Source organism: Delftia sp. SD018 (genome assembly GCF_017355445.1).
GTDB lineage: Bacteria > Pseudomonadota > Gammaproteobacteria > Burkholderiales > Burkholderiaceae_C > Comamonas > Comamonas acidovorans.
Map to the genome: position 1 here is coordinate 15,055 of NZ_JADDRN010000017.1, position 21,307 is coordinate 36,361.

At 67.4% G+C, this 21,307-nt stretch carries 18 protein-coding genes and 1 tRNA gene; 9 read left to right on the forward strand and 10 right to left on the reverse strand.

Annotation, left to right across the window (positions count from 1 at the left end; all coding sequences use genetic code 11):
- Positions 1–59: 59 nt before the first annotated feature.
- Positions 60–1,115: a tripartite tricarboxylate transporter substrate binding protein gene (locus INR38_RS17385; RefSeq protein ID WP_207443059.1), complete on the forward strand. Its 1,056-nt coding sequence runs from the start codon at positions 60–62 to the stop codon at positions 1,113–1,115.
- 96 nt (positions 1,116–1,211) lie between these two features.
- Here INR38_RS17385 and INR38_RS17390 read toward each other — a convergent pair whose 3' ends face one another.
- Entirely contained in the window at positions 1,212–3,824 is a 2,613-nt protein-coding gene (locus INR38_RS17390; protein ID WP_207443060.1) for an arginine/lysine/ornithine decarboxylase, read from the reverse strand.
- A 149-nt stretch (positions 3,825–3,973) separates the two neighbouring features.
- On the opposite strand from INR38_RS17390, the gene INR38_RS17395 reads away from it, so the two are divergent.
- Both INR38_RS17395 and INR38_RS17400 read left to right on the forward strand, forming a co-directional pair.
- A complete protein-coding gene (locus INR38_RS17395; protein WP_012204811.1) occupies positions 3,974–4,399 on the forward strand; it encodes an NfeD family protein in 426 nt (141 codons plus the stop codon).
- A gap of 100 nt (positions 4,400–4,499) precedes the next feature.
- Positions 4,500–5,417 carry a stomatin-like protein gene (locus tag INR38_RS17400; RefSeq protein ID WP_012204810.1) on the forward strand — a complete coding sequence of 306 codons (918 nt, stop codon included), beginning with the start codon at positions 4,500–4,502 and terminating at the stop codon, positions 5,415–5,417.
- 45 nt (positions 5,418–5,462) lie between these two features.
- Here INR38_RS17400 and INR38_RS17405 read toward each other — a convergent pair whose 3' ends face one another.
- On the reverse strand, positions 5,463–5,867 hold the full coding sequence (locus INR38_RS17405; protein WP_012204809.1) for a tautomerase family protein: 405 nt from the start codon (positions 5,865–5,867) through the stop codon (positions 5,463–5,465).
- Positions 5,868–6,074: 207 nt separating this feature from the next.
- On the opposite strand from INR38_RS17405, the gene INR38_RS17410 reads away from it, so the two are divergent.
- The gene (locus INR38_RS17410; protein WP_207443061.1) at positions 6,075–7,046 is read left to right on the forward strand and encodes a LysR substrate-binding domain-containing protein; all 972 of its coding nucleotides are present in this window, start codon (positions 6,075–6,077) and stop codon (positions 7,044–7,046) included.
- 13 nt (positions 7,047–7,059) lie between these two features.
- A tRNA-Ser gene (locus INR38_RS17415) sits at positions 7,060–7,149 on the forward strand.
- Positions 7,150–7,276: 127 nt separating this feature from the next.
- Here INR38_RS17415 and INR38_RS17420 read toward each other — a convergent pair.
- Together INR38_RS17420 and INR38_RS17425 are read right to left on the reverse strand one after the other, a co-directional pair.
- Positions 7,277–8,344 carry a 2,3-butanediol dehydrogenase gene (locus INR38_RS17420; protein WP_013803056.1) on the reverse strand — a complete coding sequence of 356 codons (1,068 nt, stop codon included), beginning with the start codon at positions 8,342–8,344 and terminating at the stop codon, positions 7,277–7,279.
- 69 nt (positions 8,345–8,413) lie between these two features.
- On the reverse strand, positions 8,414–10,216 hold the full coding sequence (locus INR38_RS17425) for an NAD(P)/FAD-dependent oxidoreductase (protein WP_207443062.1): 1,803 nt from the start codon (positions 10,214–10,216) through the stop codon (positions 8,414–8,416).
- 320 nt (positions 10,217–10,536) lie between these two features.
- Here INR38_RS17425 and INR38_RS17430 point away from each other — a divergent pair, with 320 nt between their 5' ends.
- From INR38_RS17430 to INR38_RS17435, 3 genes are all read left to right on the forward strand, one after another.
- Positions 10,537–12,486, forward strand: coding sequence for a sigma-54-dependent Fis family transcriptional regulator (locus tag INR38_RS17430; protein ID WP_207443063.1), 1,950 nt, complete (start codon positions 10,537–10,539; stop codon positions 12,484–12,486).
- 129 nt (positions 12,487–12,615) lie between these two features.
- Positions 12,616–12,738 carry a hypothetical protein gene (locus INR38_RS28890; RefSeq protein WP_013803059.1) on the forward strand — a complete coding sequence of 41 codons (123 nt, stop codon included), beginning with the start codon at positions 12,616–12,618 and terminating at the stop codon, positions 12,736–12,738.
- Between the two features lie 184 nt (positions 12,739–12,922).
- A complete protein-coding gene (locus tag INR38_RS17435) occupies positions 12,923–13,120 on the forward strand; it encodes a hypothetical protein (protein WP_233626277.1) in 198 nt (65 codons plus the stop codon).
- Between the two features lie 45 nt (positions 13,121–13,165).
- On the opposite strand, the gene INR38_RS17440 is transcribed toward INR38_RS17435, so the two are convergent.
- Complete coding sequence (locus INR38_RS17440; protein ID WP_207443064.1) at positions 13,166–15,097, reverse strand: PAS domain-containing sensor histidine kinase; 1,932 nt, start codon at positions 15,095–15,097, stop codon at positions 13,166–13,168.
- An 86-nt stretch (positions 15,098–15,183) separates the two neighbouring features.
- Positions 15,184–15,477: a DUF2789 domain-containing protein gene (locus INR38_RS17445; protein ID WP_096915903.1), complete on the reverse strand. Its 294-nt coding sequence runs from the start codon at positions 15,475–15,477 to the stop codon at positions 15,184–15,186.
- A gap of 207 nt (positions 15,478–15,684) precedes the next feature.
- Between INR38_RS17445 and INR38_RS17450 the strand changes: the two genes are divergently transcribed.
- Positions 15,685–15,948, forward strand: coding sequence for a hypothetical protein (locus INR38_RS17450; protein WP_013803063.1), 264 nt, complete (start codon positions 15,685–15,687; stop codon positions 15,946–15,948).
- A gap of 78 nt (positions 15,949–16,026) precedes the next feature.
- On the opposite strand, the gene INR38_RS17455 is transcribed toward INR38_RS17450, so the two are convergent.
- The 4 genes from INR38_RS17455 to INR38_RS17470 all read right to left on the reverse strand — a co-directional run bounded on the left by INR38_RS17455 (position 16,027) and on the right by INR38_RS17470 (position 21,202).
- Positions 16,027–18,405, reverse strand: a complete 2,379-nt coding sequence (locus tag INR38_RS17455; RefSeq protein ID WP_207443065.1) for a TonB-dependent siderophore receptor — start codon at positions 18,403–18,405, stop codon at positions 16,027–16,029.
- A gap of 222 nt (positions 18,406–18,627) precedes the next feature.
- Positions 18,628–19,587, reverse strand: a complete 960-nt coding sequence (locus tag INR38_RS17460; protein WP_207443066.1) for a FecR domain-containing protein — start codon at positions 19,585–19,587, stop codon at positions 18,628–18,630.
- Positions 19,577–20,125, reverse strand: coding sequence for a sigma-70 family RNA polymerase sigma factor (locus tag INR38_RS17465; protein WP_207443067.1), 549 nt, complete (start codon positions 20,123–20,125; stop codon positions 19,577–19,579). The genes INR38_RS17460 and INR38_RS17465 overlap by 11 nt, the downstream gene beginning before the upstream one ends.
- A gap of 120 nt (positions 20,126–20,245) precedes the next feature.
- Entirely contained in the window at positions 20,246–21,202 is a 957-nt protein-coding gene (locus tag INR38_RS17470) for a LysR family transcriptional regulator (RefSeq protein ID WP_013803067.1), read from the reverse strand.
- Between the last annotated feature and the right edge of the window lie 105 nt (positions 21,203–21,307).

Genomic DNA, 21,307 nt, shown 5'->3' on the forward strand with positions numbered 1-21,307 from the left:
GACGCTTGCCGCGCGCCCGGCGGGGAGGCCTTTTCCCAAAAATTCCCGGAGACAACACCATGCCCGCCATCCACCGCAACCCGGCCGCCCAAAAACAGATACAGACACTGACCCAGACCCGCCCTTGTTCCGCCCCGCGCCGCCAGTTGCTGCTGTGCGCCCTGCCCGCATTGGCTGCCGCCCTGCTCCCGCTGGCGGCCCAGGCCCAGCCCGACCACTGGCCCTCACGCGCCGTGCGCATGGTCGTGCCCTACACGCCGGGCGGCGGCACGGACGCGGTCGCGCGCCAGATCAGCGAGCGCGTGGGCACGCTGAACAAATGGACCGTGGTCGTGGACAACAAGCCCGGCGCGGGCGGCAACATCGGCCTGGATGCAGTGGCCAAGTCCGCGCCGGATGGCTATACCTTCGGCATGGGCCAGACCGCCAACCTCGCCATCAACCCCGCCCTGCTGCCCAGCATGCCCTTCAACCCGCGCACCGACCTGATCCCCGTGGCCCTGGTCGCTGCCCAGCCCACGGTGCTGGTCGTGCCGCAGGACTCGCCATGGAAGACGGTGCAGGACCTGGTCAAGGCCGCCAAGGCCGACCCGGGCGGCATCCGCCAGGGCCTGGCATCGACGGGCACGGTAGGCCACCTGGCCGGCGAGATGCTGGCCTTCAAGGCCGGCATCCAGGTGCTCAACGTGCCCTACAAGGGCGCAGCGCCGGCCGTGACCGACCTGCTGGGCAAGCAGACGCACTACATGTTCGGCACGCCCCAGGCCGTCTATCCGCTGCTCAAGGGCGGCAAGCTGCGCGCCCTGGCCGTGACCTCGGCCAAGCGCCTGCCCATCCTGCCCGAGGTGCCCACCGTGGCCGAATCGGGCTATGCAGGCTTCGAGGCCGTGGACTGGAAGCTCATCGTCGCGCCCAAGGGCACGCCGGCTGCCATCGTGCAGAAGATGAACACCGCCGTGAACGCGGCCCTGCAGCAGCCCGCCGTGCAGCAGCAACTGCAGGCCGAGGGCAGCACGGCCCTGGGCGGCAGCATCCAGGACGCGGCCCAATACCTGCTCAAGGAACAGACGGACTGGGCCGCGCTGATCCGCGACGCAAAGATACGCCTGGAGTGACCACGGAATAACAACGCCGCAGCGGCGCAATGAAAAAGGCGCGGAGCCCCTTTCGGGACCCGCGCCTTTTTGATGGGCCGTCAGCCGGACCGGCGATCAGATCGTGCGGCCGAAGGGACCATCGTCCCCCACCTGCACCATCTTGCGGCCGCGCGCAGGCTTGGCTGCGGTGCCGACTTCAGGCGCGGCGGGCTGCGCCTTGCGCGCTGCGGGGCGCTTGGCAGGCGCCTTGACCCCGGTGACCGCGGCGGCCTTGGCAACCTTGGCGGCCGGCTTGGCTGCCGGTTTCGCGGCTGCCTTGGCAACTGTCTTGGCGGCTGCCTTGGCCGCAGGCTTGGCTGCAGTCTTCACGGCCTTCTTCGCAGCAGGCTTGCCACCTGCCGGCGTCTTGCGGGCCGGCGCGGTCCCGGCCACGCAGTCGGCGTAGTAGCGCACTTCGCCATCTTCGCTTTGCAGTTCCACCAGGCCGTGGATGTCGGTCTCGAAGCCCGGGCACTCCTTGGCGAACTCGCGCGCAAACAGCAGGTAGTCCACGATCTTGCGGTTGAACACTTCGCCGGGAATCAGCAGCGGAATGCCGGGCGGGTACGGCGTGACCAGGCCCACGGTGATGCGGCCTTCCAGGTGGTCGATCTCCACGCGCTCGGTCTTGCGCTGCGCGATGTGGGCGTAGGCATCGGTGGGCTTCATGGCGGGCTGCAGGTCCGACAGGTACATCTCGGTCGTCAGGCGGGCGATGTCGTACTTGGCGTACAGCTGGTGCACGTGCTGGCACAGGTCGCGCAGGCCCATGCGCTCGTAGCGGCGGTGCTGCTGGCAGAACTCGGGCAGGATGCGCGCCAGCGGCTGGTTGCGGTCGTAGTCGTCCTTGAACTGCTGCAGCGCCGTCAGCATGGTGTTCCAGCGGCCCTTGGTGATGCCGATGGTGAACATGATGAAGAACGAGTACAGGCCCGTCTTCTCCACCACCACGCCATGCTCGGCCAGGTACTTGGTCACGATGGAGGCGGGGATGCCCGTGTCCGAGAAATCGCCGTCCAGGTCCAGGCCCGGCGTCACGATGGTGGACTTGATCGGGTCCAGCATGTTGAAGCCGTCGGCCAGCTCGCCGAAGCCGTGCCAGTTGTCGAACTCCTTGCCGTTCTTGGCCTTGGAGCGCTTGGGCGCCGCGTCATGGCCGCGGATGATCCAGTCCTGGGCCGAGCCCACGCCTTCATCGGCCAGCTTCTCGGGACCCCAGACCTCGAACCACCAGTCGTCGTCGCCGAACTCGTCTTCCACCTTGCGCATGGCGCGGCGGAAGTCCAGCGCTTCCAGAATGGACTCTTCCACCAGGGCCGTGCCGCCGGGCGGCTCCATCATCGCGGCGGCCACGTCGCAGCTGGCGATGATGCTGTACTGCGGGCTGGTCGAGGTGTGCATCAGGTACGCCTCGTTGAACAGGTGGTGGTCCAGCTTTTCGGTCTGGCTGTCCTGCACCAGCACATGCGAGGCCTGGCTGATGCCGGCCAGCAGCTTGTGGATGGACTGCGTGGCATACACCACCGAGTGCTTGGGGCGCGCGCGCTTCTTGCCCATGGCGTGGTAGCTGCCATAGAACGGGTGGAAGGCCGCGTGCGGCAGCCAGGCCTCGTCGAAGTGCAGGTTGGCCACATAGCCGTCCAGCATGCTCTTGATGGTCTCGGTGTTGTAGAGCACGCCGTCGTAGGTGGACTGCGTCAGCGTCAGCACGCGCGGCTTGACCGTCTTGGCATCCACGCCCTTGAGCAGCGGATTGGCCGCGATCTTGGCCTGGATGGACTCCACCGAGAACTCGCTTTGCGGGATCGGGCCGATGATGCCGAAGTGGTTGCGCGTGGGCTTGAGGAACACCGGAATCGCACCCGTCATGATGATGGAGTGCAGGATGGACTTGTGGCAGTTGCGGTCCACCACCACCACGTCGCCGGGCGCCACGGCGTGGTGCCACACGATCTTGTTCGACGTGGACGTGCCGTTGGTCACGAAGTAGCAATGGTCGGCATTGAAGATGCGGGCGGCATTGCGCTCGCTCTCGCCGATGGCGCCGTTGTGGTCCAGCAGCTGGCCCAGCTCCTCCACTGCGTTGCACACGTCGGCGCGCAGCATGTTCTCGCCGTAGAACTGGTGGTACATCTGGCCCACGGGGCTTTTCAGGAAGGCCACGCCGCCCGAGTGTCCGGGGCAGTGCCAGCTGTAGGAGCCGTCTTCCGCATAGTCCAGCAGCGCCTTGAAGAACGGCGGCTGCACGCCTTCCAGGTAGCTCTTGGCTTCGCGGATGATGTGCTTGGCCACGAACTCCGGCGTGTCCTCGAACATGTGGATGAAGCCGTGCAGCTCGCGCAGGATGTCGTTGGGCAGGTGGCGGCTGGTCTTGGTCTCGCCGTAGATGTAGATCGGCACATCGGCGTTCTTGCGGCGCACTTCGCCGATGAAGCTGCGCAGGCTGTGGATCACGGGATCGGTTCCGCCATCGCCCAGCGAGAACTCCTCGTCATCGATGGACAGAATGAAGGCACTGGCCCGGCTTTGCTGCTGCGCGAATTGCGACAGGTCGCCGTAGCTGGTCACGCCCAGCACCTCGAAACCTTCCTCCTCGATGGCCTGGGCCAGGGCGCGGATGCCCAGGCCCGAGGTGTTCTCGGAGCGGTAGTCCTCGTCGATGATGACGATGGGAAAGCGAAACTTCATGGGGGCAGCCTCCGTAACCTGAGCGGGCCAAAAAACGAAACAGGCGCGAAGTGTAAGGAATATCCTTATTGCGCCTTTGAAGCGTGCGGATTTTCACCCAGAATGTGCTGCACTAAACACAAGCAACTGTCACAAAGGGAGTCTCACGCATGGAATATTCCACCATCTGGTGGCTAGTCGCCGGCGCCTTGGTCATCGCCGAGCTGCTGACCGGCAGCTTCTATCTGCTGATGCTGGCGCTGGGCGCCATCGTCGGCGCGCTGTGCGCGCATGCGGGCCTGGCGCCCATTGCACAGATCATCATCGCCGCCGCGCTGGGCAGCGCCTTCGTGCTGGCCTGCTACCTGGTGCGCCGCCGCCAGCCCAGCCGCCAGCCGGCATCGAGCAACCGCGATGTCAACCTCGACATAGGCGAGTCCGTCATGGTCGAGCAATGGAATTCCGACGGCACGGCCCAGGTCCGCTACCGTGGCGCCCAATGGACCGTGATCGGCCGCCCGGGCAACCTGCCCTCGGCCGGCATGCACCGCGTGGCCGAGGTGGTCGGCAACCGGCTGCTCGTGGACAAGCTCTGAGCCACCGCTGCACCTCTTGCGCACACCTGGGGATGCAGTCCTCGCGCCCCTTCGCCTCACCCTCTTGTTTCACTGAATGCCCTCCGGGCTTGGAGACACCATGGAAATCGCCATCGTCATCGCCGTCATCGCGGCCATCTTCATCGCACGCTCCGTCAAGGTCGTGCCCCAGCAGCACGCCTGGGTCAAGGAACGCCTTGGCAAGTACGCCGGCACGCTCACGCCGGGCCTGAACTTCCTCGTGCCCTTCGTGGACCGCGTGGCCTACAAGCACAGCCTCAAGGAAATCCCGCTGGATGTGCCCAGCCAGGTCTGCATCACGCGCGACAACACCCAGCTGCAGGTGGACGGCATCCTCTACTTCCAGGTCACCGATCCCATGCGCGCCAGCTACGGCTCGTCCAACTACATCATGGCCGTCACCCAGCTGGCCCAGACCTCGCTGCGCAGCGTGATCGGCAAGCTCGAACTGGACAAGACCTTCGAGGAGCGCGACATGATCAATGCCCAGGTGGTCTCCGCCATCGACGAGGCCGCGCTCAACTGGGGCGTGAAGGTGCTGCGCTATGAAATCAAGGACCTGACGCCGCCCGCCGAAATCCTGCGCTCCATGCAGGCCCAGATCACGGCCGAACGCGAAAAGCGCGCCCTGATCGCCGCCTCCGAAGGCCGCCGCCAGGAACAGATCAACATCGCCACCGGCGAGCGCGAAGCCTTCATCGCACGCTCCGAAGGCGAGAAGCAGGCCGTCATCAACAAGGCCCAGGGCGAGGCCGAATCCATCAAGGCCGTGGCCGACGCCACGGCCCAGGCCATCGAACGCGTGGCCAACGCCATCCGCCAGCCCGGCGGCGAACAGGCCGTGCAGCTCAAGGTGGCCGAAAAGGCCGTCGAGGCCTACAGCCAGGTGGCATCGGACGCCACCACCACCTTGATCGTTCCCAGCAACATGACCGAGGTATCGAGCCTGATCACCTCGGCCATGAAGATGATCCAGACCGGACAGCGCACCAGCTGAGATCCGCCGGAACCCCACGAGGAACGGGCCATCGCGGCCCGTTTTTCATTGCGCGCCGGTCTGCTGCACCAGTGCCATGGCGAAGCGCCCATGGCCCACGGACCAGTCCGAGTAGTCGTTCTCATGCATGAAGATGAACACATCGGCCGGCGCAACCCCGGCCCCCTCGTGCAGGTTGCGCGCAATGGCCGCATACAAGGCCTTCTTCATCGCGTCGCTGCGTCCGCGCCGCATGGTGATCTCGACCACCACCACCGCATCCGAACGCGCCACCCCGTTGAAACTGCGGCTGAACGCGAACTGCCCGGGAGCGTACGGGTGCACCATGTTGAACAGCTCGTCCTCGGGCATGCCGATGCCTTGCACCAGCGCCTGGTGGATGCCTTGCACGACGGCATCGCGCTGGGAAGTGGAGGTGGACTGGGGCAGATAGGTGTGGACGAAGGGCATGGTGCTATGTGCTTTGGGATCGAATGGAGAGGGAGAGTCCGGCCAGAATCCACGCAGGATTGCCGGCCGAAGCGGCAAATCTATCCACCGGCCCATTGCCTGAAAAGCGATGATTTGGCCGGTTCTATGTACCTGGAACTCACATAGCCTCCACCCGCCTGTGACCCGCCTGTGACCCGACTCATGACCCGACTCATGACCCCACCCATGACCCGCCGCCTGCCCCCGCTGGCCGCCCTGCGCGCCTTTGAAGCTGCCGCACGCCTGGGCCGCATGACGGCGGCGGCAGACGAGCTGTGCGTCTCGCCCGGCGCCGTCAGCCGCCAGGTACGGCAGCTGGAGCAGCACCTGGGCCTGGCGCTGTTCGCGGGCACCAAGGCCCGCCCCACGCTCACCGCAGCGGCGCGCACCCTGCAGCCCGCGCTCACCCAGGCCTTCGAGCAGATCCATGAGGCGGTGCGCAGCCTGGGCGACGCCCACGAAGGCCCGCTGGACGTGGCCTGCTTCAGCACCTTCACCGTCAAATGGCTGATCCCCCGGCTGTTCGACTTCCACGCGCACCACCCCGGCATCGAGGTGCGCCTGCGCACCACGGACACCGGCACCGACGCTGCACGCGAAGGCTGCGACCTGCTCATCACGGCCATCCCCACCGACAGCAGCGGCAACAGCGGCCAGGCCATTGCAGACGACGAGATGGCCCTGCCGCTTTTCGACGAATACCTGGGCCCCGTGATGTCCCCCGCAATGGCCGGGCCTGTCGTGCGGCCCCAGGACCTGGCCAGCCTCCCCTTGCTGCACACGCGCGGCCGGCGCGATGCCTGGGACCTGTGGGCCGCCTCCATGGGCATGGCCCCACCCGCAGCGGCCGGCCCCGTCTACGAGCACTACTACTTCACGCTGGAAGCGGCGCTGCGCGGCCTGGGTGCAGCCGTTGCTCCCTGGCACCTGGTGATGGACGACGTGCAGGCCGGCCGCCTGCTGGCACCCTTCGGCTTCACGGCCTCCGGCTACCGCTACCTGGCACTGCGCCGCAGCACCGCCGCGCCTGCCCGGCTCGACACCCTGTGCACGTGGCTGCAGGCGCAGGTGCGGGCCATGCCGCAAGTGCCAGCCGTCCAAGGCATGCCGATCACGCAGGCAGGCAACTTCGCCGTCGCCCCCAAAAATCGATGCTAGAATCGCGGTCTTCGGAGAGGTGGATGAGCGGTTTAAGTCGCACGCCTGGAAAGCGTGTGTGGGCTAATCCCCACCGCGGGTTCGAATCCCGCCCTCTCCGCCAAAATGATCTAAGCCCTTGATTGATTCAATCAAGGGCTTTTTTCTTTGTGCAGCGTGTGACCGCACGACAGGAATCGGGCGAACCCGTTCCTGATCGCAGCGGGTTCGATTCAGGCCTGCCGCCCGGGCTACCTGAGCCGTGGCTGCACGATGATCTTCACCGCCGATTCGTTGTTGTGAATCAGCGTGTCAAAGCCCTGCGCCACCAGGTCATCGAGCTGGATGCGCTGGGTGATGAAGGGCTCGAGGTTGATCTTGCCCTCCTCGACCAGCTTGATGGTTTCCTGGTGGTCGTTGCAGTAGGCAATGGTGCCGCGCACGTCCAGCTCCTTCATGACCACGCTGTGCACGTTGATGGTGGCCGGATGGCTCCAGATGGACACGATCACCACCACGCCCGTGGCCTTCGTCACGGCCACCAGCGTGTCCAGCACCTTGTTCACGCTGGAGCATTCGAACGACACATCCACGCCCTTGCCGCCGGTGAGCTTCATCACCTCGGCCACCACATCCACTTCGGAGGGGTCGAGGATGTGATCGGCCACGCCCGATTCACGCGCCTTCTGCTTGCGCTTGGCGCTCAGTTCGGTGATGACCACCGTCAGGCCCTTGGCCTTCAGGATGGCGGACAGCAGCAGGCCGATGGGGCCTGCGCCGCCGACCAGCGCCACATCACCCGCTTTCGCTCCGCTGCGGGTATAGGCATGGTGGCCCACGGACAGCGGCTCGATCAGCGCGGCCTGGTCCAGTGGAATGGCATTGGAGATCGGGTGCACCCAGCGGCGCTTGACCGCAATCCGCTCGGACAGCCCGCCGCCGCGCCCGCCCAGGCCGATGAAATTCATGTCCTTGGACAGGTGGTAGTGGTCGCCCGGCCCCGTGGGCACGTCGTCGGCCACGATGTAGGGCTCCACCACGACGTGCTGACCGACCTTGATATCGTCGACGCCCGCGCCCACGGCGTACACCACGCCGGAGAACTCGTGCCCCATGGTGATGGGTGCGGACTCGCCCGAGATGGGGTGCGGATGGCCGCAGGGCGGAATGAAGATCGGCCCTTCCATGAACTCATGCAAATCCGTGCCGCAGATGCCGCACCAGGCCACCTCGATGCCCACGGTGCCGGGCTCCACCACGGGTTCGGGGATGTCTTCGATGCGGATGTCGCCCCGGTCGTAGAAACGTGCTGCTTTCATGATTGAACTTTCTGTTTTGCAAGGCTGGGTTGGCGGGCGGCACAGCCGCCCCATGGCGATTATTCGGCCTTACCGCAGGTGATGAACTTGCTGCAGGTCATAGACACGCACTGGCAGGCCTTCCTGCCGCGCCTTGAGCTGCAGCGCCAGGTACAGCGAGTAGTGGCGCGACTGGTGCAGGTTGCCGCCGTGGAACCACAGCGCCTCTTGCTGCGTGGGCTTCCACATGTTGCGCTGCTCGCCCTCCCACGGTCCCGGATCCTTGGTGGTGTCCGAGCCCAGGCCCCAGACCTTGCCCACCTTGTCTGCCACCTCCTGGCTGATCAGGTCGGCGACCCAGCCGTTCATGGAGCCATAGCCGGTCGCGTAGACCACCAGGTCCGCCGGCAGCTCGGTGCCATCGGCCAGCACCACCGCGTTTTCCGACAGGTGGCTGATCTGCTTGCCCGCCTGCAGCTTGATGCTGCCGTCGATCACCAGATCGCAGGCCCCCACGTCGATGTAGTAGCCCGAGGCGCGGCGCAGGTACTTCATGAAAAGGCCGGAGTCGTCATCACCGAAGTCCAGCATGAAGCCGGTCGCCTCCAGCTGGCGGTAGAACTGAGCGTCGCGCTCGCGGATGCGGTCGTACACCGGCACCTGGAAGTCGGCCATGATGCGGTAGGGCAGCGAGGCGAAGATCAGGTCCGCCTTCCTGGTCGTCACGCCGCTGGCCACGGCGCGCTCCGAATACAGGTCGCCCAGGCCGATGTCCATCAGCGAATCGGAGCGCACGATGTGCGTGGACGAGCGCTGCACCATGGTCACATCGGCGCCGTGCTCCCACAGGGCCGCGCAGATGTCATGCGCCGAATTGTTGGCACCGATCACCACCACCTTCTTGCCCGCGTAGGCGTCCGGGCCATGGTGCTGGGACGAGTGCTGCTGCTCGCCCTTGAAGACGTCCTGGCCCTTGATCTTGGGCACATTCGCCTTGCCCGACATGCCGGTGGCGAACACCACATGCCTGGGGCGCAGCACCTGCGTCTCGCCGTTGCGCTCCACGGTGACTTCCCATTCCTGCCTGTCCTCATCGAAGCGGGCGTTCAGGCAATCGGTGGAGGGCCAGTAGTTGACCTCCATCACCTTGGTGTACATCTCCAGCCAGTCGCCGATCTTGTCCTTGGGCGCGAACACGGGCCAGTTGTCCGGGAACGGCATGTACGGCAGGTGGTCGTACCAGACCGGGTCGTGCAGGCACAGCGATTTATAGCGGTTGCGCCACTGGTCGCCGGGGCGCGCCTGGCGGTCGATGACGATGTGCGATACCCCCAGCTGGCGCAGCCGTGCGCCCAGCGCAATGCCGCCCTGGCCGCCGCCGATGACGAGCACGAAAGGCTGCTTGTCACGGCCCAGCTCCTGGGCCTCCTGCTGGCGGCGCTCCAGCCAGGTCTGGCGGCCACGCCGGATGCCGTGCTCGGCTCCCATCGGGCGGCGCGTGCCCATGGGTTCCTCATGGCCCTTGAGCTCCTGGGCGGCCGTCAGCAGCGTCCAGATGCGCCCGTCCCTGATGCGGACATGGCCGCCGCCGCGCGCATGGAGCGTGTCGATCACGATCCAGGCGGACACCACGCCATCGGCCTCCTCCACCGCCTCGCGCTCGTCCAGCGAAAAGCGCACGGGCGCCGCGGCGTCCAGCTGCGCAGCCAGCATGTCGGCGATCTGGCTGCGCCCTTCCATGGTCTTGATGTTCCAGGTCAGCAGCACCAGGTCGCGCCAGTAGCATTCATCGGCGAACAGGCGGCTGGCGGCCGCGAAGTCGCGGTCTCCCAGGGCATGGTTGAGTTGGTCAAGCAGCGCCTTGGCGCGGGCGTTGGGCGTCGTATCGGTCATGGTTGTCTCCTTGATGCGGTCATGCCCGCTGGTTTTTCTTCGGGCATGCACTCTTACGCAATCACCATGCCAGACAGGCCCGGCGGCAGGATGCGCCAGGCAAATCAAGGGGTTGCCTGCGCGCCTCCGGTACAAACCCTGCGCCTTGCACCCCGCTGCCCGGCGTTGCCGCCCGCGACAGGTGGGGCAGCCCTGCGACACCTGTCGCACCAGGCGTGCTGCAGCGCAGCAGGGGCAGTGGGTAAGTCTTGATTGGCGCTGCACCGTGCAGGGCACAGAATCGTCTGCGGCACGTTCAAAGCCCGCATCGACTCCACGCCATGCCCCTGCAGTCCTACGCCTCGCACATCCAGGAAATCGAAGCCTTCGGCCTGGGCTACTCCAACCGCGGCCAAGAGCGCGACCGCGCCGTGCTGCGCAGCTGGCGCCGCTGCATCGACTCCCACCGGCTCGACCCGGCGCATACCAGCGAAGCCCACATCGTGACCGACGGCCAGCTGCGCGCGCACCGCGAGGAATCCGAGCCGCTGATCCACATCGCCCGCCATGCGCTGGAGCGGCTGTACCAGCAGCTCAAGGGCCTGGACTACGTGCTGCTGCTGGCGGACCGGCACGGCGTGGCCGTGGACTTCCTCGGGCACGAGGCCGACGCTGGCGACCTGCGCCGCGCGGGCCTGTACCTGGGCGCGCAGTGGCGCGAGGACCACTCGGGCACCTCGGCCGTGGGCGCCTGCCTGGAAACGGGCGAGGCGCTGACCGTGCACCAGAGCGACCATTTCGACTTCACCCACACCGGCCTGTCCTGCACGGCCGCACCCATCTACGACATGCACGGCGAACTCGCAGCGGTGCTGGACCTGTCGCTGCTGCGCTCGCCTGCCGAGCGGGCCAGCCAGAACCTGGCGCTCAACCTCGTCGTGGCCGCCGCGCGTCGCGTGGAGCAGGCCAACCTGATGGCGCAGTCCGGCCAGGACTGGGTGGTGCGCCTGGCGCAATCGCCCGATTTCCTCGACGTCGATCCCGACGCCTCCATCAGCGTGGACGCACGGGGCCGCATCCGCGCCATGACCCACGCAGGCGCCCGCCTGCTGGTGGCCGCAGCGCAGCTGGACTGGCGCCAGCGCCACAAGCTCATCGGCCAGCCGCTGGAGCGCTTCTTCGACGTGGACCTGCGCCACCTGCCCGAGCTGCGCCGTCATCGCCCGGCGCAGGAGCGCATCATCCGCGCCCGCGACGGCAGCATCCTCTTCGCCCATGCCATGGAGCCGCAGCGCCCGACACGCCGCCTGCGCGCGCAGGCCATGCCGGCGCAGCCCCCGCTGCCGGCAGCGCTGCAGGCGCTGGACACGGGCGATGCCAAGCTGCAGACGCTGCTGCGCAAGGCCGCACGGCTCGCGCCGCAAACGCTGCCCATCCTGGTGCAGGGGGAGACCGGCGCAGGCAAGGAATACCTGGCCCGCGCGCTGCATGCCAGCAGCGGCCGCAGCGGCGCCTTCGTCGCCATCAACTGCGCGGCCATTCCCGAGGCGCTGCTGGAAAGCGAGCTGTTCGGCTACCTGCCCGGCACCTGGACCGGCGGCGCCAGCAAGGGCCGCGAGGGCCTGATCGCCGCGGCGCACGAAGGCACGCTGTTCCTCGACGAGATCGGCGATATGCCACTGGCCCTGCAAGCCAAGCTGCTGCGTGTCCTGTCCGAATCCGAAATCACCCCGCTGGGCGCCCGCGCGCCACGGGCCGTGTCCGTTCGCGTCATCTCGGCCTCACACCGCCCGCTGGCCGAACTGGTGCGGCGCGGCAGCTTCCGCGAAGACCTGCTTTACCGCCTCAATGCCGCCGAGTTGCAACTGCCCGCGCTGCGCCAGCGCAGCGACCTGCAGGCCATTGCCGACCAGATGCTGGCCACGCTGGGCAGCCATCTGCACCTGGGCGACGCGGCCCGCGCGCTGCTGGCCGCGCACGCCTGGCCCGGCAACCTGCGCGAACTGCACAACGCGCTGCGCTACGCCGCAGCCCTGTGCGGGAACGATGGCGACGGCAGCATCGAGCCCGACCACCTGCCCGACGCACTGCACGGCACCCCACCCTGCACCGTCGCCCTGGCCAGCAACACCAGCGAGCCCGCCGCACAGGCGCTGGAGCAACTGCTTGCCCAATGCCAGGGCAACGTCTCCGAGGCGGCGCGCCAGCTCGGCGTCAGCCGCTCCACCATCCACCGCCGCATCCAGCAGCTGCAGCTTGGCGTGCGGCATGCCCAATGGCGCGGGCCATAGGGCCGAGCGGCAACCGATAACCGGCAACCGGCAACCGGCAATCCCGAAGCGTCGCTGACACGGTGTTACAGGAGCTGCGGCGTTCACCAGTAGATTGGCGCGTTTCGTCCATTGCAGCCCCAAAAAAAGATGAAACCCAAGATCAACTTCATTGAACGCGAGCGCCTGTTCCGGCGGGAACTGAAACGGCGAAAGGTCAGGTTCCTGCCCATGCAGGTATTGCGCCGGCTGTTCGAGAAGGCAGGTGTCTGAGCCCTCCCCCACGGCTGCAAACAACTGGAGCAGGTCCGGCTGCGCATGCAGCCTGGCCAAACCCGCCGCATTCAGCGCTACACTGCCCGGCTCGCTGCCCATGGGCGAAGCAATGAATACGGCCGGGTGACTTGGCATGCATGGGCAGCTTTGGCTTTGGATTGCCCGAGAAAACCAGATCAAGATGACTGCCATCAACACTGCGCTCACGTTGGCGTGGATGCTTTCCTTGATCGTCATACCCGTTCTTGTTTTTCTAAAAACAAGGATGCCGCGGAGTACCTCCGCACAGCAAGTCATCAGTGACTACGACGCGCAATTGGCGTCGATTGAAGCCCACCTGCAGGCCAATCGCGCCATTGTTTCCACCCTGCCATCTTGATGTGATGGCTTGCGAAAACGCTTCGCAGGCCATCTCCATGGGTGCTCACGCCCTCATCAACTGATGCAGCAACTGGCTCAGATCCTCCTGCGAATACGGCTTGGCCAGCCGCGTCATTCCAGGCGGCAGCGCCGGGATGTCTGCAAAGCCGCTGGCCAGGATGAAATTCAAGCCTGGATACCGCTGCGCAATGTGTTCGGCCAGCTCGACGCCGTTCATGCCGGGCATGGCGTAGTCGGAGATGACCACGTCAAAGCGTGCCTGGCGCGCCAGCAGGTCGATGGCCTCCTGCCCGGCGCCGAGGGCCGTGACACGGTGGCCCAGGTCCTCCAGCAGGGCCGAGGCGTTGGCCAGCACCAGCGGGTCGTCGTCCACCAGCAGCACGTCCATGGGTCCCACGTCCTGCGTGCGCTGGGCACCCAGGTGGCAGGCCGTGCTCTCGTCATTGGAGATGGGCATCCACATCTCCACCGTGGTGCCGTTGCCCGGTGTGCTGTGCAGCACGAGCTTGCCGCCGGATTGGGCCACCAGCCCGTCCACCATGGCCAGGCCCAGGCCGGTGCCCTTGCCCACGCCCTTGGTGGTGAAGAAGGGCTCGACCACGCGGGACAGCGTCTGCTCGTCCATGCCCTCGCCGGTGTCCTCCACGCGCACGCAGACATAAGAGCCTGCCGCAAGGCCTGCAAGCTGGCGCGGCAGCATCGTTTCCACGGCCGCCGCGATCTTGATGACGCCGCCGCCCGGCATGGCGTCGCGCGAGTTGGCAACGAGGTTGAGCATGCTGCTCTCGAACTGACTGGGGTCGGTGAGGATGCGCGGCAGATTGGCGGCCAGGGCCATCTTGAGAAAGATATGCGGGCCGGCCGCCTGCTGCAGCAGGCCTTGCAGGCCCGACAGCAGCACCGCAACGTCCACGGCCTCCGTCTTCAATTCCTGCTGCCGCGCAAAGGCCATCATGCGCTGGGTCAGCGAGGCGCCACGCTGGGCGCCGCGCGTGGCGGTCTCCACCAGCGCGCGCAGCCGCTCGTCGGGCGGCATGCGCTTGCGCAGCAGCTCCAGGCTGCTGAGCACGGCCATCAGCAGGTTGTTGAAGTCATGGGCCACGCCGCCCGTGAAGCGGCCGATGGCCTCCATCTTCAAGGCCTGGCGCAGCTGGGATTCGGCGGCCTTGCGCTCGGTCACATCGCGGGTGACCTTGGCAAAGCCGATCAGCCGGCCGTCATCGTAGATGGCATCGATGACCACCGAGGCCCAAAAGCGCGAGCCATCCTTGCGCACACGCAGGCCTTCGGCCTCCATGCGGCCCGTGCTGACCGCCGTGCGCAGCCCCGCCTGCGGCAGCCCGGCCTGCTGGTCTTCGGGCGTGTAAAAGCGCGAGAAATGGGTGTTGAGGACCTCCTCCTCCTCATAGCCCTTGATGCGCTTGGCGCCCAGGTTCCAGCTCACGATGCGGCCTTCGGGGTCGAGCATGTAGATCGCATAGTCGGTCACGCTTTGCACCAGCAAGGCAAAGCTGCGCTCGGCGCTGGAAAGTGGGCTGGACAGAGGCGGCGGCGCTGCAGGCGGGTGCGCATCGGCCTCGCGCACGCACAGCAGCAACGCCGGGCTGCCGTCCGGCAGCCGTATGCGCGATGTGCTCGATGCCACGGGCCGCTCGCGCCCTGAACAGGTCAGCAGCGGCCAGCAGCTGGACTGCCGGGGCTGTGCGGCCTGGGCAGGAGGCTCCCATTGGCGGCTTGCCCAGCCTGAACGCGCAGCCTGGGCGACGAAACGCTCTTCGAAAACGCTGCCCTCCAGCGCATCTCCGGAGTGGTCCAGCAGGCTGCGGGCCTGGCGGTTGCAGTGGGCCAGACGGCCGTCGAGCCCGACGACAAAGACGGCGTCGGGAAACGCATCCAGAACGGCGTGGCCCGGGTCAAGGGGCAAGAGAGCGTCGGAGCCTGGAGAGGCCGACGCCAGACCATTCGAGGTCAGCATGTGAGCGACTCCGTAGGCAAATGGGTTGAATGCGCCGCGAAAATTGTAAGCAGCACGGATTCATCGCAAGCGGTTGCATCACAGGATCAGGGACGCGCTTCCGGTTCGTGCTCGGAAGCCGCCGGGGCAGGCACGGCATCCAGGTCGGGCTCGGAATGCAAGGCCTCGCTGAGCTGGTCCACCACCAGCGCCCAGGTCGCATCGGCATGCCACTGCTGCGAGAACAGGGCGCGTTGCGCATCGGTCCAGAACGGCGCGTCCACCAGCAGCGTGTTTTTCTCGAGGCGGTGCGAAAGAATGAACTGACGGATGCCCTCCGGGCTGGAGTCCAGTCCCAGCTGATCGAAGAGGTTGGTCATGGTGGGTTCGGCTGTGATCATGGTGTGTCCTTCTTGGGTGTTGGCGGGGGTTGGTCCAAGGCTAGAAGCTCGGCCGGCTGCCCCATGTCGGACACCGAAGCAAGCTACCGTCGGAAGCCCTTCTGCGCTTGGGCCGCAGTGCCCGCGCACAGCACAGCCCTGCTCCTACAAGGCGGCACCAGCGCACTGGCGCACCATGCAGCCACCTCATCACCGGACACCTGTTCCATGAAAAAACTGCTGCTTGCCACCGCCATTTCCCTTGCGTTCGCCGCAGGCCTGTCGCCCGCCCACGCCCAGGTGGGCAAGGCCGCCTCCGAGGCCGCCGACGCCGCAGACCACAAGGTGAAGGAAAAGCAGGCCGACGCCAAGGCCAAGGACAGCGGGCCGGTAGGCAAGGCAGTGAACAACGTCAAGTCGGACTACCACAAGAAGCGCTCCAAGCAGTCGGCAGACAACGCCAAGGACTCGCTGAAGAAGGCGACCGAGTAAACGGCACTGCCCAAATGGACAAAGGCCCACTTGCGTGGGCCTTTGTCTTTTGCAGAGGCCGGCGCTGCCGGCGCGGCCTCAGAAGCTGTGCCGCAGCGTCACCATCACATTGCGCGGCGCACCGGGCAGGTTCAGGTTGGGGCTGGTGCCGTGGGCCGAGACGATGTAGCGGCGGTCGAACAGGTTGCGCAGGTTCAGCTGCACCGTGGTGGCACGGCCGATGCGGTACTGGGCCATGGCATCCACCACCGTGTAGGCGGGCAGCGTGACGGTGTTGCCGGGGTTGGCAAAGCGGTCGCCCACGTAGTTGAGGCCGCCGCCCACGGTCCAGGCATCGCCCAGGCGCTGGGTGAGCCAGACAGACAGGGAGTTCCTGGGCGTGATGGTGGCGCGCTTGCCCTGCACGGGCTGGCCAGCGTCCACGGTGGTGGATTCGGTGACCACGGCATCCAGGTAGGCGTAGCTGAAGGTGGCCTGGGTGCCGGGGCGCAGTTCGCCGGACAGCGACAGCTCCAGGCCGCGCGTGCGCTGCGTGCCGATGGGGATCAGCTGGGTGGGCTGGGCCGGGTTGGTGGTCTTGATGTCGGTGCGTTCCAGCTGGAACAGCGATGCCGTCGCCATGGCCTTGCCGTCCATCAGGTCCCATTTGCCGCCCACTTCATAGTTGGTGGTGCTTTCCGGCTTGATGGCGGCATTGGTGGCCGACAGCGCAAACATCTCGGCCGAAGGCTGGTAGGAGCGGCTGACCGACAGGTAATAGGACTGCACGGCATCGGGCTGCCACACCAGGCCGGCGCGCGGGCTCCAGGTGGAGTCCGTGCGGCTGAAGTCGCTCTGGCCGGCCAGGCGGTTGTCGGTTTCCTGGCCGAAGCGGTCATAGCGCAGGCCCACCAGCAGCTTCCACTGCGGCGACAGCGTGACCTGGTCCTGCAGGTACAGGGCCCGCGTGAGGTAGCGGTTGAGCGTGCTGCCGCTCAGGGTGCCGCCGCCGTTGAGCGGGGCCACGGGCAGCACGGGGTTCCAGAGGTTCACGTTGGCCAGGGTGCCGCCGCTGTAGGACAGTGCATCCTTGTTCTGCTGGCCCAACTCCAGGCCGTAGAGCACTTCATGCTGCACGCTGCCGGTGCTGAAATTCTGGATCAGCTCGGTCTGGTTGAAGATGCCGTGCTCGTTGCGGTCCACGCCCGAGCGGGTCAGCGCCACGGTGCCGGCCGGCTCGTTGGTGGTGCCGGCCGGCAAGGTGTTCTGGCGGTCCAGCTCGTAGTGGTAGTAGCGCAGCGCGTTGCGCACGCGCAGCGTGTCCGAGAAGCGGTGGTTGAAGGTGGCGGTGAAGGAGCCCACGGTGGATTCGGAGGTGTCCGCATCGCGCGCATTGGCCGAGCCGTAGTAGGTGCCGGGCGCCACATCCACGGGGCGGCCGCGGTAGGCGGGAATGCCGAAGTCGGTGACGCGCTTGTCGCGCAGCAGCTCGGCCTGCAGCGTCAGCGAGGTATTGCCGTCCGGCTTCCACATGACGGAGGGGGCGATGGTCTCGCGCTTGAGGAACTGCTGGCTGCGGTAGCTGTTGGCGTCTTCGGCGGCGCCGGTGACGCGCCAGGACCAGTCGCTGCCCTCGGGCGCGCGGCCCACATCGAATTCGGCACGCTTGTCGGCCCAGCTTCCCACGCTGATGGCCACGTCGGAGACATTGACGCCCGGCTTCTTGGTCACGCGGTTGACCAGGCCGCCCGAGGAGCCGCGGCCATAGAGCACGGCGGCCGGGCCCTTGACGACTTCCACGCGCTCGATGTTGGAGAGGTCGCGGAAATACAGCGCATCGTCGCGGAAGCCATCCACGAACTGGTCGCCGATGCTGGTGAAGCCGCGGATGCTGACCTGGTCGCGCTGGCCGTCGCCGTGCGACAGGCCGATGCCGGCCACGTTGCGCAGCGTGTCCTGCAGCGAGGTGGCGGCCTGGTCGCGCATGACCTGCTGGGGGATCACATTGATGGTCTGGGGCACGTCGCGCAGCGGCGCCTCGGTCTTGGTGCCGCTGGCGGCCGAGGGGGCGTAGTAGGCCGTGTCCTCCGCGCGCGAGGCCAGCACGCGCACTTCTGCCATGACGGCGCCTGCCGCGCCGGAGCTGGCAGCCGGGCCGCCGCTGCGCTCCACGGTGAAGGTGCGCTCATCCTGCGCACGCACCTGCAGGCCGCTGCCGGCCAGCAGGCGCTGCAGGGCCTCGCGCACTTCCAGCGTGCCGCGCAGCGCGGGCGCCTGCAGGCCCTGGGCCACATCGGTGAGGAAGATGATCTGGGCGCCGCTTTGGCGCGCCAGCGCGTTCAGCGACTGGGCCAGCGGCTGCGCAGGCAGGTCCACGGCCAGGGGCTGGGCATGGGCCAGGCCGGCAATGCACAGTGCGGCGGCCAGGGCCGCGATGCGAAGGCGCGGCAGGCCGGTGACGGTAGGGGAAGGGTTCATGGCGACATCTCTCCTGAGGCGTTGGGTACGGAATACGGGGTACGGCGGTGGCGGCAGGCCCCTCCAGGGCCTTATCGGGCCCGGGCGCGATGCCGGTCTGCCTGTAAGCCGCTGCAGCGCGCAGGTTTGTACACATGGCCACGGAAAATTTCTGGATCAGGGCAGCGGCTGCAGGGACAACTGCCGGGCGGCCTACCTGCGCCTACCTGCGCCTACCTGCGCCTACCTGTGGCGCGTGGAGATCAGCACGCGGCCGTCGTCCTCATGCCGCACCTGCACGGGGGCAAGGCGGGGCAGCAGGTCCAGCAGCTGGTCGATGCGGTCCAGGTCGAACTGCCCCGAGATGCGCAACTGCGCCGCATGCCGGTCGGCCAGCAAGATGGGTGCGCTGCGGTAGCGCTGCATCTGCGCCACGGCCTCGGACAGCGGCGTGCCGTCCAGCACCAGGCGGCCCTCCCGCCAGGCCAGGGCGGCCAGGGCAGCGGCGCCGTCGCCCGCCTCTGCAGGCACGAGCTGCGGCAGCGGCCGGCCGGCGCGCGTGCGCAGTTGCTGGCCGGTGGACAGCTCCACGGGTGCGCCGCCACCCTCCATGGAATGCACGCGCACCCTGCCCTGCAGCACGGTGATGTCGGCGCCATCCTCATGGCGGTGCACGCCGAACACGGTGCCGATGTCCTGCACCACCACGCCGCCGGCCTGCACGGTGAAGGGCCGCTGCAGCCAGGGCACCCAGCCGTGCCAGAAGGCATGGGATACCTCGAAGGACGCCTCCCCCTGGTCCAGCACCAGGCGGCGCGAGCGCAGGTGCTGCGCCACTTGCACGCGCGAGCCAGTGTTCAGCCGCACCTCGCTGCCATCGGCCAGTTGCCAGCTCTGGCGCTGGCCCACGGCCGTCGCCAGGGTCTGGCGCTGCAGCGCGGGGTCGGCCCAGAGCAGCAGCGCCAGCGCCGCCAGGGCCGCAGCCGTGCCTGCGCGCAGCGCCCTGCGCTGGCGCAGCTTCTGGCGCTGGGCGGCGGCCTGCTCGATTTCCTCGGGCGTGGGCAGGTGCCGGCGCAGCATGTCGGCAAAGGGGGCCAGGGCGTCATCGACGGGCAGATGGGCGCTGCGCCCCGAAGACTGCGCAGAAGCACCCTGGCGCGCGCTGCGCGTGCCGCCTGTGCTGCGCGTGATCTCAGGCGGCATGGTCGGCCGTGAGCACGGGCTGCACATCGCGCAGTGCACGCGCCAGATGGCGGGCCACCATGCCGCGCGAGATGCCCATGCGCTGTGCGGCCTCTTCCTGCGGCATGCCGTAGAGCTTGGTGAGGATGAAGGCCTCGCGGCTGGCCTGGGGCAGCTGCTCTATCGCCACCAGCAGCGCGCGCTGGCGCTGGGCGGCGGCCACGGCCAGCTCGGGCGGGGACAGCGGCATGACTGCGGCGGGGGCAAGGCGCTCTTCCAGCTCGGCGCCATCGAAGGGCGTTTCGGGCCGGCGCGCCTGGGCCCGGTGGCGGTCTATGGCCAGGTCGCGCGCCAGATGCCGCAGAAAGGCCAGCGGGTTGGCAATGCCCTGGGGAACGGGCCGCTCCATCAACCGCAGGCACAGCTCGTTGACGATTTCGCGGGGCTGGCATTCGTCGCCGAAGCGGTGGCGCAGGAAACCGACCAGTTCGTCATAGTGCTGCACCAGCTGGGCCAGCAGGGGCTCGGCGGGCGGTTGTAGCGTGGAGGGGGACGGCATGGAGGAAAAGCCAATCGCGAAGAAGATCGCAAATGATTCTTATTATCCTATGCAGTTGCCATGCTTACCGTTGGCAAACCGGGCGGTGACGCGCCGCCGCAACAGCGGCGGGCGAACGGCTCAGGGCAGCGGCGCGCGCATTCCCGTGAGTCCCGGCATGACCTCCCGCATGGCCGCGATGAAGGCACGCAGGCGCGCCGGCTGGTGGCGTGCCGGCGGATACACCAGGTGCACGGGTAGCGGCGCGGCCTGCCAGTCCGGGGCCAGGTGCACCAGGCGGCCCGCCTCCAGATCGTCGCGCACGATCCAGGCCGAGGCCAGGGCTGCACCCAGCCCGCCCAGGGCGGCGTTGCGCAGCGCATAAAGGCTGTCGGTGCTGAGCCGGGGCTCGAACTGCAGGCGCCAGGATTTGCACACCCGCTCATCGCCCACGCGGTGCAGTTCCAGCTCGCGCTGGTAGAAAGTGCGCAGCGCAATCCAGGGCAGCCCCTGCAGCTCGCGCGGGTGCTGGGGCACGCTGCCCTGCCCCAGCAAGGCAGGCGCGGCCACGGCAATGCGCGGCACCTCGGCCACGCGCAGCGCGACCACCGATGGATCGACCACGGCGCCCACCTGCACGGCGCAGTCGATGCCCTCGGCAATGAAGTCCGGCTGGCGGTCATGCAGCAGCCACTCGACCTTGACGGCCGGATGGCGGCCCAGGAACTGCAGCAGCGGTGCCATGAGCTGATCCTGGCCGAAGGCGTGGGGCGCGACCACGCGCAGCAGGCCGCGCGGCGTGTCCTGGGCGCCGCGCAGGTCGGACTCCAGCGCCCGCCATGTATCGAGCAGTTCGCGCGCATGGGCCAGGCAGCGCTCTCCGTCGTCGGTCAGCGCCATGGCGTGGGTGGAGCGCCGCAGCAGGCGCAGGCCCAGCGCGCGCTCCAGCGTCTGCAGGCGCCGGCTGACCGTGGGCTGGGTGGTGGACATCTGCTGCGCGGCGGCCGAGAGGCTGCCGCTTTCGACGATGCGCACAAAGGTCTGCAGCAGTTCGATGCGGTCTGCGCCCGAAGGCAGGGAGAGGTCGGCTATGGTCATACGCCAAGCGTATATCGATTCTGCGGACGCAGCCACTACCGTGGGTTGCTGCATCGCACCACACTACGGCCATCGTTTCTCAAACACGCCGTATCGGCGGATCAA